The organism is Oceanobacillus sp. FSL K6-2867 (genome assembly GCF_037963145.1).
Lineage (GTDB): Bacteria > Bacillota > Bacilli > Bacillales > Amphibacillaceae > Oceanobacillus.
Map to the genome: position 1 here is coordinate 597,379 of NZ_CP150144.1, position 15,102 is coordinate 612,480.

General features: G+C 38.6%; 19 protein-coding genes. 4 read left to right on the forward strand and 15 right to left on the reverse strand.

The window, feature by feature from the left end:
* Positions 1-216: 216 nt before the first annotated feature.
* The 3 genes from aceA to NSQ77_RS02760 form a co-directional block, all read right to left on the reverse strand.
* Positions 217-1,494 (reverse strand): isocitrate lyase, encoded by a 1,278-nt coding sequence (aceA, locus tag NSQ77_RS02750; protein ID WP_339228700.1) that lies wholly within the window; start codon positions 1,492-1,494, stop codon positions 217-219.
* Positions 1,491-3,095: a malate synthase A gene (gene aceB, locus NSQ77_RS02755; protein ID WP_339228701.1), complete on the reverse strand. Its 1,605-nt coding sequence runs from the start codon at positions 3,093-3,095 to the stop codon at positions 1,491-1,493. The genes aceA and aceB overlap by 4 nt, the downstream gene beginning before the upstream one ends.
* Before the next feature lie 75 nt (positions 3,096-3,170).
* The gene (locus NSQ77_RS02760; protein ID WP_339228702.1) at positions 3,171-3,275 is read right to left on the reverse strand and encodes a YhfH family protein; all 105 of its coding nucleotides are present in this window, start codon (positions 3,273-3,275) and stop codon (positions 3,171-3,173) included.
* Between the two features lie 181 nt (positions 3,276-3,456).
* Between NSQ77_RS02760 and NSQ77_RS02765 the strand changes: the two genes are divergently transcribed.
* Complete coding sequence (locus NSQ77_RS02765; protein ID WP_339228703.1) at positions 3,457-4,503, forward strand: aromatic acid exporter family protein; 1,047 nt, start codon at positions 3,457-3,459, stop codon at positions 4,501-4,503.
* Between the two features lie 130 nt (positions 4,504-4,633).
* Here NSQ77_RS02765 and NSQ77_RS02770 read toward each other — a convergent pair whose 3' ends face one another.
* From NSQ77_RS02770 to NSQ77_RS02790, 5 genes are all read right to left on the reverse strand, one after another.
* On the reverse strand, positions 4,634-5,266 hold the full coding sequence (locus NSQ77_RS02770; RefSeq protein WP_339228704.1) for a response regulator transcription factor: 633 nt from the start codon (positions 5,264-5,266) through the stop codon (positions 4,634-4,636).
* The gene (locus NSQ77_RS02775; protein WP_339228705.1) at positions 5,263-6,312 is read right to left on the reverse strand and encodes a sensor histidine kinase; all 1,050 of its coding nucleotides are present in this window, start codon (positions 6,310-6,312) and stop codon (positions 5,263-5,265) included. The genes NSQ77_RS02770 and NSQ77_RS02775 overlap by 4 nt, the downstream gene beginning before the upstream one ends.
* Complete coding sequence (gene liaF, locus NSQ77_RS02780; protein ID WP_339228706.1) at positions 6,309-7,037, reverse strand: cell wall-active antibiotics response protein LiaF; 729 nt, start codon at positions 7,035-7,037, stop codon at positions 6,309-6,311. Before liaF ends, NSQ77_RS02775 begins: the two co-directional genes overlap by 4 nt.
* Positions 7,038-7,186: 149 nt before the next feature.
* A complete protein-coding gene (locus tag NSQ77_RS02785) occupies positions 7,187-7,819 on the reverse strand; it encodes a PspA/IM30 family protein (protein WP_339228707.1) in 633 nt (210 codons plus the stop codon).
* Positions 7,820-7,889: 70 nt separating this feature from the next.
* Positions 7,890-8,240 carry a flagellar basal body rod protein gene (locus tag NSQ77_RS02790; protein WP_339228708.1) on the reverse strand — a complete coding sequence of 117 codons (351 nt, stop codon included), beginning with the start codon at positions 8,238-8,240 and terminating at the stop codon, positions 7,890-7,892.
* Positions 8,241-8,346: 106 nt separating this feature from the next.
* On the opposite strand from NSQ77_RS02790, the gene NSQ77_RS02795 reads away from it, so the two are divergent.
* Positions 8,347-8,469 (forward strand): hypothetical protein, encoded by a 123-nt coding sequence (locus NSQ77_RS02795; protein ID WP_339228709.1) that lies wholly within the window; start codon positions 8,347-8,349, stop codon positions 8,467-8,469.
* Positions 8,466-8,723 (forward strand): hypothetical protein, encoded by a 258-nt coding sequence (locus NSQ77_RS02800; protein ID WP_339228711.1) that lies wholly within the window; start codon positions 8,466-8,468, stop codon positions 8,721-8,723. The genes NSQ77_RS02795 and NSQ77_RS02800 overlap by 4 nt, the downstream gene beginning before the upstream one ends.
* An 83-nt stretch (positions 8,724-8,806) precedes the next feature.
* Here the strand turns inward: NSQ77_RS02800 and NSQ77_RS02805 are convergent, their stop codons facing one another.
* The 4 genes from NSQ77_RS02805 to NSQ77_RS02820 all read right to left on the reverse strand — a co-directional run bounded on the left by NSQ77_RS02805 (position 8,807) and on the right by NSQ77_RS02820 (position 11,457).
* Entirely contained in the window at positions 8,807-9,418 is a 612-nt protein-coding gene (locus NSQ77_RS02805; protein ID WP_339230924.1) for a DedA family protein, read from the reverse strand.
* Between the two features lie 137 nt (positions 9,419-9,555).
* Positions 9,556-9,825, reverse strand: coding sequence for a GlsB/YeaQ/YmgE family stress response membrane protein (locus tag NSQ77_RS02810; RefSeq protein WP_339228712.1), 270 nt, complete (start codon positions 9,823-9,825; stop codon positions 9,556-9,558).
* A gap of 68 nt (positions 9,826-9,893) precedes the next feature.
* Positions 9,894-10,874, reverse strand: coding sequence for an LLM class flavin-dependent oxidoreductase (locus NSQ77_RS02815; protein ID WP_339228713.1), 981 nt, complete (start codon positions 10,872-10,874; stop codon positions 9,894-9,896).
* Positions 10,864-11,457, reverse strand: a complete 594-nt coding sequence (locus tag NSQ77_RS02820; RefSeq protein ID WP_339228714.1) for a DUF1836 domain-containing protein — start codon at positions 11,455-11,457, stop codon at positions 10,864-10,866. The genes NSQ77_RS02815 and NSQ77_RS02820 overlap by 11 nt, the downstream gene beginning before the upstream one ends.
* A gap of 136 nt (positions 11,458-11,593) precedes the next feature.
* On the opposite strand from NSQ77_RS02820, the gene NSQ77_RS02825 reads away from it, so the two are divergent.
* Positions 11,594-12,241 (forward strand): hemolysin III family protein, encoded by a 648-nt coding sequence (locus tag NSQ77_RS02825; RefSeq protein ID WP_339228715.1) that lies wholly within the window; start codon positions 11,594-11,596, stop codon positions 12,239-12,241.
* Positions 12,242-12,310: 69 nt separating this feature from the next.
* On the opposite strand, the gene NSQ77_RS02830 is transcribed toward NSQ77_RS02825, so the two are convergent.
* The 3 genes from NSQ77_RS02830 to NSQ77_RS02840 form a co-directional block, all read right to left on the reverse strand.
* A complete protein-coding gene (locus NSQ77_RS02830) occupies positions 12,311-13,366 on the reverse strand; it encodes a M42 family metallopeptidase (RefSeq protein ID WP_339228716.1) in 1,056 nt (351 codons plus the stop codon).
* Positions 13,367-13,816: 450 nt separating this feature from the next.
* Positions 13,817-14,539, reverse strand: a complete 723-nt coding sequence (locus NSQ77_RS02835) for a sulfite exporter TauE/SafE family protein (protein ID WP_339228717.1) — start codon at positions 14,537-14,539, stop codon at positions 13,817-13,819.
* 168 nt (positions 14,540-14,707) lie between these two features.
* On the reverse strand, positions 14,708-15,094 hold the full coding sequence (locus tag NSQ77_RS02840) for an ectoine synthase (RefSeq protein WP_339228718.1): 387 nt from the start codon (positions 15,092-15,094) through the stop codon (positions 14,708-14,710).
* Positions 15,095-15,102: the final 8 nt, after the last annotated feature.

Below are 15,102 nucleotides of genomic sequence, written 5' to 3' on the forward strand. Positions count from 1 at the left end.
GACATTCATATTATAGTAATGTTACAATTATATTTCAAAAACGACATAATTCGCCTGATTTTCTTCATATCCTAACCAAACACCCCCGCAGATATCGAAAAAATTCAACAAAAATGTCCTATAAAAAAATACTTATCCCATTTATTTAGGATAAGTATTTTTTTATCATTCCCATCAATATATCAGGCATCTAGAACTACATTAATACCGGGATTATCAGCTTGTAAATTGTGCAGCTTCCGTCGACCCTTTCAGCGCGGTCGTTGATGCAGTTCCACCTGAAATTACTTGTGCTACTTCATCAAAGTAGCCAGTTCCCACTTCACGCTGATGTCTTGTTGCACTATAACCATGCTTTTCGCTCGCAAATTCAGCCTGTTGTAATTCAGAATATGCTGCCATTCCTTCATCTTTGTATCTCCTTGCTAGCTCAAACATACTATGATTAAGGGCATGGAATCCTGCCAATGTTACAAACTGAAATTTGTAACCCATTTTTCCAAGCTCCTTTTGGAAGTTAGCAATCTCATTTTCGGAAAGTTTACGCCTCCAGTTAAAGGACGGAGAACAATTGTATGCCAATAGCTTATTTGGATATCTCTCATGGATTGCATCAGCAAAATGTCTTGCCTCTTCCATATTCGGTTCCGAAGTTTCACACCAAATCATATCCGAATATGGTGCATATGCTAATCCTCGAGCAATTGCCTGATCAATACCAGCCTTTGTTCGATAAAATCCTTCAGATGTTCGTTCCCCTTGAATAAATGGTGCATCATACGGGTCTACATCACTTGTAATCATATCCGCAGCATTGGCATCTGTCCGAGCAATAATAACTGTCGGGGTCCCCATTACATCTGCAGCAAAACGCGCTGCAATTAAGTTCTTTACTGCTGTTTGCGTCGGCAGCAAGACCTTACCACCTAAATGCCCGCATTTCTTTTCCGAAGATAACTGATCTTCAAAGTGTACGCCAGCCGCACCAGATTCAATCATCGACTTCATTAATTCAAATACATTAAGCTGCCCGCCAAAACCTGCTTCTGCATCCGCTACAATTGGTACAAACCAATCCGTATCTGTATTTCCTTCCGAAAAATGAATCTGATCTGCTCGCTGTAATGCCTGGTTAATCCGCTTAACTACATTTGGTACACTGTTAGCCGGGTACAGGCTTTGATCAGGATACATTTGTCCAGCTAAGTTCGCATCTGCTGCAACCTGCCAGCCACTTAAGTAAATTGCTTTTAGCCCTGCCCTTACTTGCTGTACAGCTTGATTTCCAGTAAGTGCTCCTAATGCGTTTACATAATCATCTGTATTAATCGATTCCCACAGCTTCTTTGCTCCTCGTGATGCTAATGTATATTCTAAATCAATGGAACCCCTTAAACGGATAACCTCTTCTGCTGTATAAGGTCGTTCTATACCTGCCCAGCGAAGATCCTCTTTCCAGCTTTTTTGTAAATGTTCTATACGTTGATTTGTCATGATTCATTTCCCCCTTTTAATAATTCCTTATATGCTGGTATTGTTAAAAATTCGGAAAAGGTATCTTGCTTGATAAGCTCATCAAATATCCTCGCTGCCTGTCTGAAATTCCCCTTCTGATAAGCAGCTGTACCAATTTGGTCTTCGATCTCCATAAGTTCTTCTTGCATGATTGTCGCGACTAGTTCCATCGTTACTTTTCTCCCGTCAGCAAGCACACCTTTTGGATAGCGAATCCATTGCCATACTTGTGCTCTAGATATCTCCGCAGTAGCTGCATCCTCCATCAAATTGTTGATTGGTACAGCTCCCCTTCCACTAAGCCATGCTGCCGTGTATTGAATTCCAACATTAATATTGGTTCGCAGGCCTTCTTCTGTGATTTCACCAGCAGGTAACCGGACCAAATCTTCTGCTGTTACGTGGACATCTTCTCGTTTCTTATCAATTTGGTTTGATTGTGGCATCGCTTTATCAAAAATATCTTTGACAAGCTGAACCATACCTGGATGTGCAACCCATGTACCATCATGCCCATCATTTGCTTCCCTTTCCTTATCTGCACGAACCTTATCAAATGCGACTTTATTAGCAGCATCATCGTTTTTAACTGGTATTTGGGCTGCCATTCCACCGATCGCCATCGCTTTACGCTTATGACAAGTTTGGATTGCAAGTAATGAGTATGATCTCATAAATGGAACTTCCATCGTAACAGTTGACCTATCAGGGAGAATTCGATCTGGATGCTTATGAAATTTTTTAATATAGCTGAATATATAATCCCAACGTCCACAATTCAAACCAGCAGCATGTTCACGAATCTCATATAAAATTTCATCCATTTCATATGCAGCTGTTATTGTCTCAATAAGAACAGTAGCCTTAATTGTCCCTTGTGAAATACCTAGCTCATTTTGTGAAAAAATAAATATATCATTCCACAGGCGTGCTTCCAGATGATTTTCTATTTTGGGCAAATAAAAATATGGCCCTGAGTCTCTCGAAAGCAATTCCTTTGCATTATGAAAAAAATAAATTCCAAAATCTGCTAGACTTGCAGACATCGGCTTGCCCTCAACTGTTAAGTGCTTCTCATCTAAATGCCAGCCGCGAGGCCGTACAATTAACACAGCAGGTTTATTTTGCAGCACATATTTTTTTCCATTGTCCGCCTCAAAATCAATTGTTCGACGAATTGCATCTTTTAAATTGATTTGCCCATTCATTACATTTTCCCACGTCGGCGATGTAGCATCCTCAAAATCCGCCATAAAGGTTTTAGCACCTGAATTCAACGCATTGATAATCATTTTGCGGTCTACAGGTCCAGTTATTTCAACCCTTCTATCCCGCAAATCTCTCGGGAGCTGGTCAATTGTCCAACTTCCTTCCCGAACATGTTTTGTCTCTGAAAGAAATTGCAGATGTCTCCCCCCATTCAGCTTCTTTTGAATTTGCTGTCTAATCTCCAATAGGTTTTTGCGACGTTCTTCAAAATGGTGATGCAGCTTCTCCAGAAACTCCATTGCTTGAGGTGTTAGAATTTCGTTAAACTGCTTTTCATGATGGATTTGAACCTTGGTTTGATTTATAAGCATTTTCTCTCCTCCATAACTGTTATATTATAACCAATATTAATATTTATTGTTATATAACAAAGATGATAAAAAAATTTAATCCTCCTTCTTTGACAGACAGTAATCACATTCCATTGTATAGCTTTTAGAATCAACCTCTTTACCGCATTCTGGACAGGACAGCTTTTCATATTTTTTCATGTAATCTCCCTCCTTTTATATAACAATTTCCAAAATTGTTTATTTGTTATAATACAGTCTATGTGATTTCAAAAAATAATGCAACCATTTTTTATAAAAGTTTGAAATTTTTTATCAGAAGTAAGAAAATAGGTACGTGACATGGACGTCTAAGAACCTGTTTAGTTGGAGTGGAGTCATCATGAAATTTTTTTCATTTATTGGGGATAGGATTTTTAAAACAGGTGTTGCCGTATTCTTAACAGCACTTGTTTGTCAATGGATTGGCTGGCCACCAGTATTCGCCGTCATCACTGCCATTGTAACTGTAGAGCCTACTGTTTCTGATTCAATAAAAAAAGGGCTGGTACGTTTTCCAGCATCGGCAATAGGCTCTGCTTACGCGGTGCTATTTATCTCTCTTTTCGGTAACTCACCGATCACCTATACACTTGCGACAGTCTGTACCATTGTTACTTGTTTTCGTTTAAAGCTTCATGCTGGTTTACTTGTTGCTACCTTAACTGCTGTAGCAATGGTGGAAGTGATTCACAGCAACTTTTTAGTTTCATTTTTTATTCGATTGGGAACCACAACAATTGGACTTGCTGTATCAACCTTGGTAAACATGTTCATTCTGCCGCCGAAATATCGGTTGCATATTTTTAAAAGGGTTAAAACAATCCGAATTGATACTGCAAATCTGATTGAACAAACCTTCCAAGCTATTTTAGAAGGGAAACGGGATAATAACGCTTTAATAAAGGAGAATTTAAATAAAACTGATCATGCCTTGCTGCAGACAGAACAACTAAGTCGGTTTCAAAGAGACGAGGCAAAATTCCATCCTCTTCTTGAAACGGAACAGGAACAGTTTGAACAATTACAGCACCAATTAAACAGTTTACGAATCATTCATTATCATTTAAATAATTTAATTCGTAGTTCAATTACGAATTTATCATGGACAGAATTGGAAAGAAAAACAATCATGAATGCTGTATATGGGGCCACCAAACGATTACAGGGTGATGAATTCTTTATCATTTCGATTCATCATAGACAATTAAAAGAAATTACCGATTTATTTTGGGAGGACAGTGAGGAAACCATAAGGAGCAATCTTTCATCCCTGACGAATTTCCCACCTGAATTAATTATTTTATATGAATTAGTTTCCATTTATCAAATGGTTGAAAGATTTTATTCCTATGAGCATACAGGTGCCAAAGCAGAAGCACACGGTTAGCTCCGGAGGGAAAAGAACGCTTGCGGGGATGGTATAGTACTTTGTAATGGCGGCTGTTTTGGCTACTTAAATACGCTAATTTCTCAGACCTAAACAAAAAGAAGAGCCGCTCACGATTTAGAGCGGCTGCTTATTTCACAAGGTTATTTTGAAAAGCATAAATGACTGCCTGTGTGCGATCCTGCACTTCAAGCTTACCTAAAATATTACTCACATGCACTTTCACGGTCTTCAGCGCAATGAATAATTCATCAGCTATCTCCTGATTCGTTTTCCCTTGAGCGATCAGCAGTAAAATTTCCATTTCTCGCTCTGTCAATTGGTCATGGAGGGCTGCTTCCGGTTTATGCCGCATACGGTTCATAATTTTCCCGGTTACTTCCGGTTCAAGGATTGATTGGCCGCCGTGGGTAGCGCGGATTGCTTTCGCGATTTCACTGGCCTTTGATGTTTTTAACATATAGCTGGTTGCACCGGCTTCAAGTGCGGGATATACTTTTTCGTCATCGAGAAAGCTTGTTACAATAATAATTTTTGCTTCAGGCCATTTTTCGATAATTCTCTTTGTTGCTTCGATACCATCCATTTCCTTCATTACTAAATCCATTAAGATAATATCCGGGCGCAATTCCAGTGCTAATTCAACAGCTGGAGCACCATCATCTGCTTCCGCAACGACATCTATATCCGGCTGTGCAGAAAGATAAGCGGAAACACCAATACGCACCATTTCATGATCATCAACAAACAATACTTTAATCACGTTTCAGCATCCTCCTTCCTTAGTACAGGGACCTTCACTTCTAATCGAGTACCTTCATTTGGTAAACTAATGACTTTGAATGTTCCGCCGACCTCATAGGCACGTTCCCGCATATTTTGCATCCCATAAGAGCTTGTTTTTACAGCATCAGTTTTGAAGCCAACCCCATTGTCAGTAACACGTAAAATAATAGTTTCATCTCGCTCAATCAGCAAAACATGCAATGTTGTTGCCCTAGAATGTCGTAGGGTGTTTGATAAGGACTCCTGTAAAATACGAAACAGTTGATCCTCTACACCCTTATCAACTTTAAAATCTTCTACTTTTGTTTCAATTTCCATTGGAACCTTTTGCGTCAGTTCAAGCAATAGCTCTTCAACACCCTCCTGCAGCGTCTTTCCTTTTAGGGCAACAGGACGCAAATGAAGTAGCAATGCCCGCATTTCCAGCTGTGATTGATGAATCATTTTTTCAACCATTTCCAGTTGTTTTTTTAATCCTTGGTCCTCCAGTAAACCCGTTTCATTAATAGCAGACATAAGCATGGATGCGGCAAAAAGCTGCTGACTGACAGAATCATGCAACTCACGTGCAAGCCGATTACGTTCTTGCACAACAATCTCTTGGAGGCTCTGTTCTCGCTCGTTTGCTCTTTCGGTCGCAAGTCGCTGTGCATTTTCTGCTTGATTTCGGATTTTTTCCTGCAACTGATACATCCTGTGTTCAATACTATCCAATTCTTTATACGATTCTTCAATCGCTGATAGCTTCCCGCCCTTTATCATGACATCCAGCTTTCGATCAATTTGGGTTAATCTTTGCTTCCAATACCAGCCTGTCGTAAAACCGATAATTGTACCAAACATGATTGCTATTACTACAATTGCGAGTAAAAAAGAGACATCCCCGATTTTCTGCTGCCAAAGTAATTTCCAGCCCACTGCCTCATCAAGCGAAAAGCCAAAGAAGGTAATAAGCACCAATGTAACTGCTAGTAATAAACTGCAAGCAACTGCCATTAAAATATGCTTGAAAATTGTATTCATATCCGTTTCACCTCAATATCTCCAGAAAAAAGTGAGGTAATTATTTTCACACGCGGATATGCTGTATCGTAATTTGCTGTTTGATAGTGGATTGATTTATTCATTAACTTTAGATGATGTTTCCCTAAAATATGAGCTTTACCAAACACCGAGCTATGATGAATGCTTACTTCAACTTCATAAGGCACATAAATTTCGATATTTCCAATTACATGGCGAATTGATATAACAGCTGTATCATTAGGCAATACTGTATTACTTAAGTCAATAATCCGATCGCCAAATGCCCCATGAATATTTATATCTTTCCACTGATAAGCAACATCTTCGGTTAATTGGTCATCAAATAACTTATGATCGAATAACGGATCCACTTTCAAGATCGTTTCATATTTCTTTTCGCCATCCGGAAGAATCGGTTCAAATTGAGTTGCTTCGTTTTTGGACTTTGAATAGTTAATGATAAAAATAATAATAGCGGCGATAATTAAAAAGCGCACTGCAAGCAGGTTTAGCACCGAAAAAACGAGGCTGACAAGCGCTATCCAGAATACAATTTTCCCCCATAGCTTGTGAAAATTCTTCCAGCCAATATACACAAACAATGCAGAAAATAATGCTGGAATGATTGAGCCACCGAAATAAAAGGCAATCTCAAATATTAGGAGGATCACACCAATGATCAATATCCAGTTGAAATAATCTGTGGTTAGTCTTTTGAACATTTTGTAATCCTCCTTTGGAATAATTATGTAGTGGTATTTTAATAGTGGAGCTTATTTGCTATTTCTAAACAATACAGACGCAGGGAATTTCTGCGCCTGTATTAGTATATCATGTTTTTAATTTTTTCTGCACGTATGATTTTTGCGTATTAGTTTGTATTTTCGTTTAGTTCTTTTTCAAGTGCAGCGATTTTATTATCAAATGTGCTGCGGTAGTATGAGCTGTTCACTTTGTATTCAAGGTTCTCGATGTACTGCTCCATCTCAGCAAATTTTGAGAATGGCTTTTCTGAAGTATCCTCAACTACTCGATTAATTTGGTGGTTTGCTTTGGCTATATTTTCGCGTCCCATTAATTCCATGCGCCGCAAGTGCATATCTTTTAAACGATGTTTCATATCTTCGTACTTTTGCTCTAATGTTTCTAGCTGTTCAATTGCTTCTTCTCTTGATGCTTTCATACGATCAGCACGAGCTTGGTACTCCTCATATTCTTTCATCGCAAATTCATGCATGGCTTGTTCCTCTGCCTTTTCAGCGATTGCCGCTTGTTTTAAGCGTTTATCAGCTAATTCTTGTGCTTTCAAATATTCACGGGAAAATTCTTCTTTTAATTTATACTGACGGTCAATAAGTTTTCGAACCTTTTCTTTTTCTTGCTCGCTTTGACGTAGATATTGATTTAATGCAGCAATCGGATTTTTTTGTTCCTTTTTATCCATCATTGTATGAAGATCAGCAGATATGGAATCTTTAATGCGTGTGAAAATATTTGTTGACATAAAAATCTCTCCTTTTTTCTACAGTTTATTTAAGGGTGGTGGTTTCTAATTTGTTTATGATACATTTTGTTTACTTATTTAATTCAGCCCATTGTCTTTCAAAATTTGTGAATGGATCATCATCTTCTACAACATGAACAACCGGACTTTCTTCTTTATTCCAGTTTTTGTAAATAAGGTAGAGCGCGTATGCTGCAGCTACTCCCATAACAGCATATAGATTGGAGAACGTAATACTTAACACAAGCAAACCAACTAATGTCCAGCCAACTTTTGCCAGTGTCGAATCGGTTTTTACAAATTTCTTAAAGCATACATACAGCAACCAAACGCTAAGCGCTAAGAGCACCATTGGTCCAATGTTTGCTAATAATATAAACAGGGCAATTAACCCTCCGATAAACAACATAAATTTTTTCATTTCGTTTGCCTCCTTTCTTTATCTTGATTCCATCTTACCGGTTTAGATGGCCTTCGATAATGAGCCTGAGTAATATTTTGGACTAGGTCTTGGGGCTTAGGGTGGTGTGCGTCTTCGGGTCTTCGGGCTGGATGGTGTTATTTTGGTTGGAGGTGGTGCTGTTTGGGTCCGGGATGGCGCTGTTTCGGTCGGAGATGGTGCTGTTTCGGCTGGGGTGGTGCTGTTTTGATCCGGGATGGTGCTGTTACAGCTGGGGGTGGTGCTGTTTGGGTCCGGGATGGTGCTGTTTCGGCTGGGGGTGGTGCTGTTTCAGCTAGGGGTCGTGCTGTTTCGGTCCGGGATGGTGCTGTTTCAGCTGGGGGTGGTGCTGTTTGGGTCCGGGATGGTGCTGTTTCAGCTGGGGGTCGTGCTGTTTGGGTCCGGGATGGCGCTGTTTCGGTCGGAGATGGTGCTGTTTCGGCTGGGGGTGCTGTTTGGGTCTAGGATGGTGCTGTTTCAGCTGCGAATGGTGCTACAATGGGGATAGAGCAGAAGTGGCAGGAGAAAGAGGAAGTAAAATACTTTTTTTACTTCCTCTTTCTCTTTTTCCAAATAAGCCAGATAATAAATAGAATCGTTCCAATAATGAGTGCTGCATAAACGAAATCCTTATAAAGATTCATAAATCCAATTATGTTTTGCCAATTAGCTCCAAGTGCTGCTCCTAGCGTGATTAAAATAATGTTCCACATTATTGTGCCAATGGTTGTAAATAACAGGAAAAGCCAAAAATTCATCTGAGCCATACCAGCCGGAATGGAGATCAAGCTTCGAACAATTGGTACCATTCTGCAAAATAAGACAGTCCAATAGCCATATTTGTCAAACCAGGCATCTGCCTTTCGAACGTCTTCCTTTTTCAATCGCAGAATATGTCCCCAGCGATCTACAATTCTTTCTAATCGTTCTATATCGAGCAGCATACCAATACTATATAAGATCATTGCACCAATTACGGAGCCTGCAGTTGCAGCAACAACAACACCTAAAACTGTTAAATCAGTATAGGTTGTCAGAAAGCCGCCAAATGGCAGTACAATTTCTGATGGAATCGGGGGAAAAACATTTTCCAAGACCATCATAAGATAAACTCCTAAGTATCCAAGCTTCTCCATAATATCTGTAACCCAATTTTCTATCATCCCCACCACCTTCAAGTACATGTGCTTGTCCATTAATATGTATTGTTAGAGATCGACTTTTATGCTTGATTAAATTAAAAGCAAAAGAAAAAGAACCCTCTTTGAAAAGGGTTCTTTTACAATTTTTATTACCTTCAGCTTTCTGCTGACTTCGTATTACGACGCATACTTCGCATTACAAAGCTCACAACTAAGATGAGCACAATCGCTCCAATTAAAGCAGGGACAATATAAAATCCTCCCATCACCGGCCCCCATTGACCAAGAAGAAGTGTTCCGAGCCATGCACCGATAATACCTGCGATGATATTTCCGAAAACTCCTCCTGGAATGTCACGCCCTGTAATTAGACTAGCTACCCATCCAAGAATTCCTCCAATAATTAATGACCAAATAAATCCCATTTTACTACTCCTCCTTCATCTTTATTTTGCAGGAGTAGTTTAACCAATTTTTTCAGTAACATACATTATCAAAAAAGCTCTGCTAGTAACTCGTACGACCTTTTCCTTGCTTCATAGCTATGGGTAATTGTAACGATCATGAATTCGTCCACATTATAACGTTTTTGCAGCTTCTCGAGTTCCCGCTTAACATGTTCGGGGTCACCGATGATTTGATTTTGCTTCTCTTTTTCGATTATTTTCATTTCTTCATTCGTATACTGAAATTGTTCCGCCTCTGCGATGGAAGGAACACCTTTCTTTCCTTCACCTTTCGCTTGAAGGACTTTCCAATGCAAATTACTTTGTGCAATTTTTTCTGCTTCTTCTATCGTTTCAGCACAAATAACATTGACCGTTACGATAGCCTTTGCTTTATCAGTTACACAATGATCAAAATAGCTTTTAACGATAGCTGGTCCATCTGCATCGCTCATAAAATGACCAAATACATATGGAAGACCTTTTTCAGCAGCGAGCTGTGCACTTTTTTCACTCGTCCCTAAAAGCCATGGAACTGGTGCTACCTCTGGAAGTGGCGTGGCGACAATTTTTGCAAACATATTATCTTCTGGAAAATCACGATGGATAAAATGAAGCAATTCGTCTAATAGCTTAGACATATTCTTTACTTTCTCCAAAAAATTCCCAGCTAGTGCAATTGAAACCTCAGCCGTTCCGCCAGGTGCTCGACCAATACCTAAATCTACCCGCCCAGGAAATAATGTTGCTAGCACATGGTATCTTTCTGCCACGTTATACGGTTTATAATTTGGTAGTAAAACAGCTCCAGATCCTATTCGAATTGTTTCTGTGCGCGATCCAATGATTCCAAGGAGAATATCCGGCGCTGGACTTGCTAATCCATCAAGCTCATGATGCTCTGCTACCCAATACCGTTTATAGCCCAGGCGGTCAGTAAGCATAGCAAGCTCAACAGATGCTTCTAACGCTTCTTTCGCAGTATACCCTTTTGCGATTGGTGCCTGGTCCAATATACTAAGCTTCATTCTTATCACCTTGTTCCTTTTGAGTCATTTCATCCACAAGTTTCTCTGCAGCCTTTCGGTAAAAATTACTCATATTCGTAAGGGTTGCTATGAGCAGTACTTGTTCCAAATATCCTTCATCATCGCGATTCACTTTAGTAACTTCTGTTTCAACCTCTGTCATGTGCTCGTGCAGATCCTTTTCAAACATAGTATGGTTGACATTCATTATTTCCAAATAACTGCTGTAGAACTGCTGAAGATCAAAAGTCTCGTCCGTTATTTTTGTATTCAGTCTTTCAAGTGTCAATTTCACATCATTGATTGATAATGCACCTTTCATTTGGTAGATCATGCTTATCAGCATCAAATGTTCCTTCGAATACTTCTTATTTTTAATCGGAAAAAATAATTTCCCTTTAGCGTAATTATTAATCATTGTTTTTGTAAGTATTTTTTCATTTTCATTCCGCTTTTGATCTGCAAACTTCTTCTCAAATAGCTGAATTACCTGATCCATATACAAATCCAAATCTGGTATATCCTCCAGTGACAGCTGGTTATCTAAATGGAGTGTTTCCATCCATTCATGTTTATGTTTCATCCTAACAACCTCATTTATTTAAAGTATCTTCATTATAAAGCGAAATTTTATCAAAGTAAACATTGACTACATCTTATAATACGTTTATTATGTATATATAGTTTTTAAAACTACTTATCATTATAGGGGTGTTAATTTGAATAATTACGTTCGGGAACCGATCAATGGATTTACGCATTTATTCGGGGCAATATTATCCATTGCGGGACTTGTCGCACTGGTAATGAAAGCTCTGACGACAACAGAATCAGCACTAGCCATAACAGCAGTTATTATTTTTGGAATTAGCATGATTCTCTTATATGCCGCCTCTGCTACATATCACATGGTTATAGCAAAGGACCGAATCATCGCATTTTTACGACGGGTCGATCATTCAATGATATTTGTTCTGATTGCTGGGACATATACACCGTTTTGTTTAATCAGCTTGAATGGTGTAACAGGCTGGGTTTTATTTGGTGTAATCAGTGGACTTGCAATTGCTGGGGTTATTTTTAAACTAGTTTGGTTTCATGCACCAAGATGGCTATCAACCGCTCTTTATGTAATCATGGGCTGGATAGTTGTGTTTTTCAGCGGATCACTTGCGCCGATTATTGGAACAAACGGTATGTTCTACCTTATTGCCGGAGGTCTGATTTATACTATTGGAGCAGTTATTTATTGGCTGAAACCCGCATTTCTGGAATTTAAGCATGTCGGTTTCCATGAAATTTTTCATATTTTTATCTTGCTTGGCACCCTATTCCATTTCATATGTATTTACGGGTACGTACTATAAAAATGTATTTTAAAGGGCTATCTCAAAAAATGAGATAGCCCTTTTTTTTGAGATGTTCATCACTCCAAGTTAATAACCAACCATATCCGATTGCACATAATGAAACAACAAATTTTCAGTTTGAATAAGTGAGCTTTCATGGGTTCGCTCAAAGGCATGTGATGAGTCTATTCCCGGACCAATTAATCCGTGAATAATATCGTGGCCTGCGCGAATTGCTGCGGACGCATCTGAACCATAAAAAGGATAAATATCCAATTGATAGCCGATATCATTTGCTTCAGCCAGCTCAACGAGACGCTTTCGCAATCCATAATGGTATGGGCCGCTCGCATCCTTGACACAAATAGACACGGTATACTCATCCGTCGATTGGCCATCCCCCATTGCTCCCATGTCCACCGCTAAATACTCGACAGTTTCGGGTGTAATATTTGAGTTACCTCCATAGCCAATCTCTTCATTATTGGAAATTAGAAAATGCGTTGTGTATGGAAGCGTAATTCCTTCCTCTTTAATTCGTTTAATAAGCTGCAATAAAATGCCTACACTTGCTTTATCATCTAAATGACGTGATTTAATAAATCCATTGTCAGTCAGCTGTACCCGTGGATCAAAGGAAATAAAATCCCCAACCTCAATCCCAAGTGCCCGAACCTCTTCTGCACTTTCAACCTTCGCATCAATCCGCACTTCCATATTCGTCTGATCACGTTTGGCGTCGCCGGCATCTTTATACACATGAACGGAGGTTTGGTGCATTAAAATAGTTCCGGTAATAACTTTTCCATTCGATGTATGAATTTCACAATACTCCCCTTCAATCGAGTTATAGCGAAAACCGCCAATCAAATCAAGGCGAAGACGACCATTGCTTTTTATCTCTTTTACCATCGCTCCTAATGTATCTACATGGGCAGTCAGCATCCTATGCTCGTCATTGTTTTCACCAGACAAAGTCGCAATTAGACCACCCTTGCGATTACGTTTTGTTTCTACATTTAAGTCCTGTAAAAATTGTTCAACGAACTGAATTACTTTAAACGTATTTCCTGATGGACTTGGAATCGATACTAATTGTTTAATTAGTTCTTTAGTTTCGGTAACATTTGGATATGTCGTCACCTGGATCACTCCTTTTAATCGATATCCTTATTTTATCGTTAATATAACTGCCTGAACAGTAAATACCTTTTATTATTGTTCGAATTAGTTCTTATCCTAGCCACTTTTTGAATATGGGCTTAATGTTTTGCCTGGAATGGAATAACGCTGTATTGGAATTGATTTAAGAGGATTTGGTCAATCAGACAAACCGCGGAATCGTTATTCATATGATCGATCGACTATCAGATTATATTCGAGTTATTGCAGATACACTTGGATTACAGCATTCACACTTGCAGGGCATTTTGTTGGAGGTGCTGTTTTACAATATATGAAATTTAATCGCGAACTATTAACATTTAAATAAACCCTAGGATGTGATTGCATTTCTAAATACATCCTAGGTATTTGTACGTATGTAAATTTTTCTAAAATCCCTACTTCTGATTCTAAAAAGTGTATGCATGTTTAAAATAAACTCTCTAGTAAAAGGAAAATCCCTGTAAACAATAATAGAATGTATGTAAACAGTCTGAAAACCTTTTGATTAATCCATTTAAACAGAAGCTGTCCCAGGAATAACCCTAAAACCACAAACGGAACCGCATATAAACTCGATTCCCAAATCACTATATTTGTACCCGTAAAAATGATTTGCGTTATAAGACTGACAAGATAAATAAAGAGATAAAATGCTAAAGTTGTTGCCCGCAGCTTTGCTTTTTCCGTATCTGCTCCAGTAAAATATAATAATAATGGTGGTCCAGGCATGCCAACACTCGTTGTTAACCCGCCAGATATCCCTCCAACGATGAAATCTCTTATTGGAGTTGGCTTTACTTTGAAATTTAGCATTAACAGCACGGTTAAAAGCAAAATAAGGATACTAATTCCCAGCTTGAAAATGTTCATATCCTCGATAGCTGTAATAATGATGACACCTACAGGAATGCCAGTTAAACTTCCTAACGTAAATCGCTTTACAATCTTAAAATCAATATCTCTTCTAATTTTATATACTAATGCAATCGAAATAATTAAGGATAAAATAATATTTATCTGGATTGCTTCTTGAGGTAAAAATAACATAAGCAAAAATGGTGTAGCCATAATCGAAAAGCCAAACCCAGTACTTGTTTGGAGAATAGAAGCAACTAAAATAATCGTAATAAATAAAAATATCGTTTCCAATATGTACACCCTCTAGCCTGCATGATCTTGTACATATTTCATCATAGCATGAATCAGGTGTTTTTTGTTCTGCTCGGTAAAAATAGAGGGGTGGATCTTATTTATATATGAACGATATTTACAAAGAAGAAGCCACCTGATATGAATCAGATGGCCTAAATCAAACTATTATTCAACTAAAAGCGGATAGTACCCTTCCTCATTATGTGTTTCTGTCCCAACTAATGGCGGGTTGAATACACAAACCATTCGCATTTGTGTACGTGCACGAAGACGATGCTTATCATTATCATTCAGCAGATACATTGTTCCAGGCTTAATTTGGTAAACATCTCCAGTTTCCACCTTTTCAATTTCCCCTTCTCCCTCGATGCAATAAACTGCTTCAATATGATTTTTATACCAGAAAAAGTTATCCGTACCAGCTTTAATAATCGTATCGTTCATACTAAAACCAACGCCATCCTTCTTCAATATAAATCTGCGGCTCGACCAGTTTTCACTGAATGTTTCGTCCTCTGTTCCAATAATTTCTTCTAATGATTTAACGATCATAGTACATT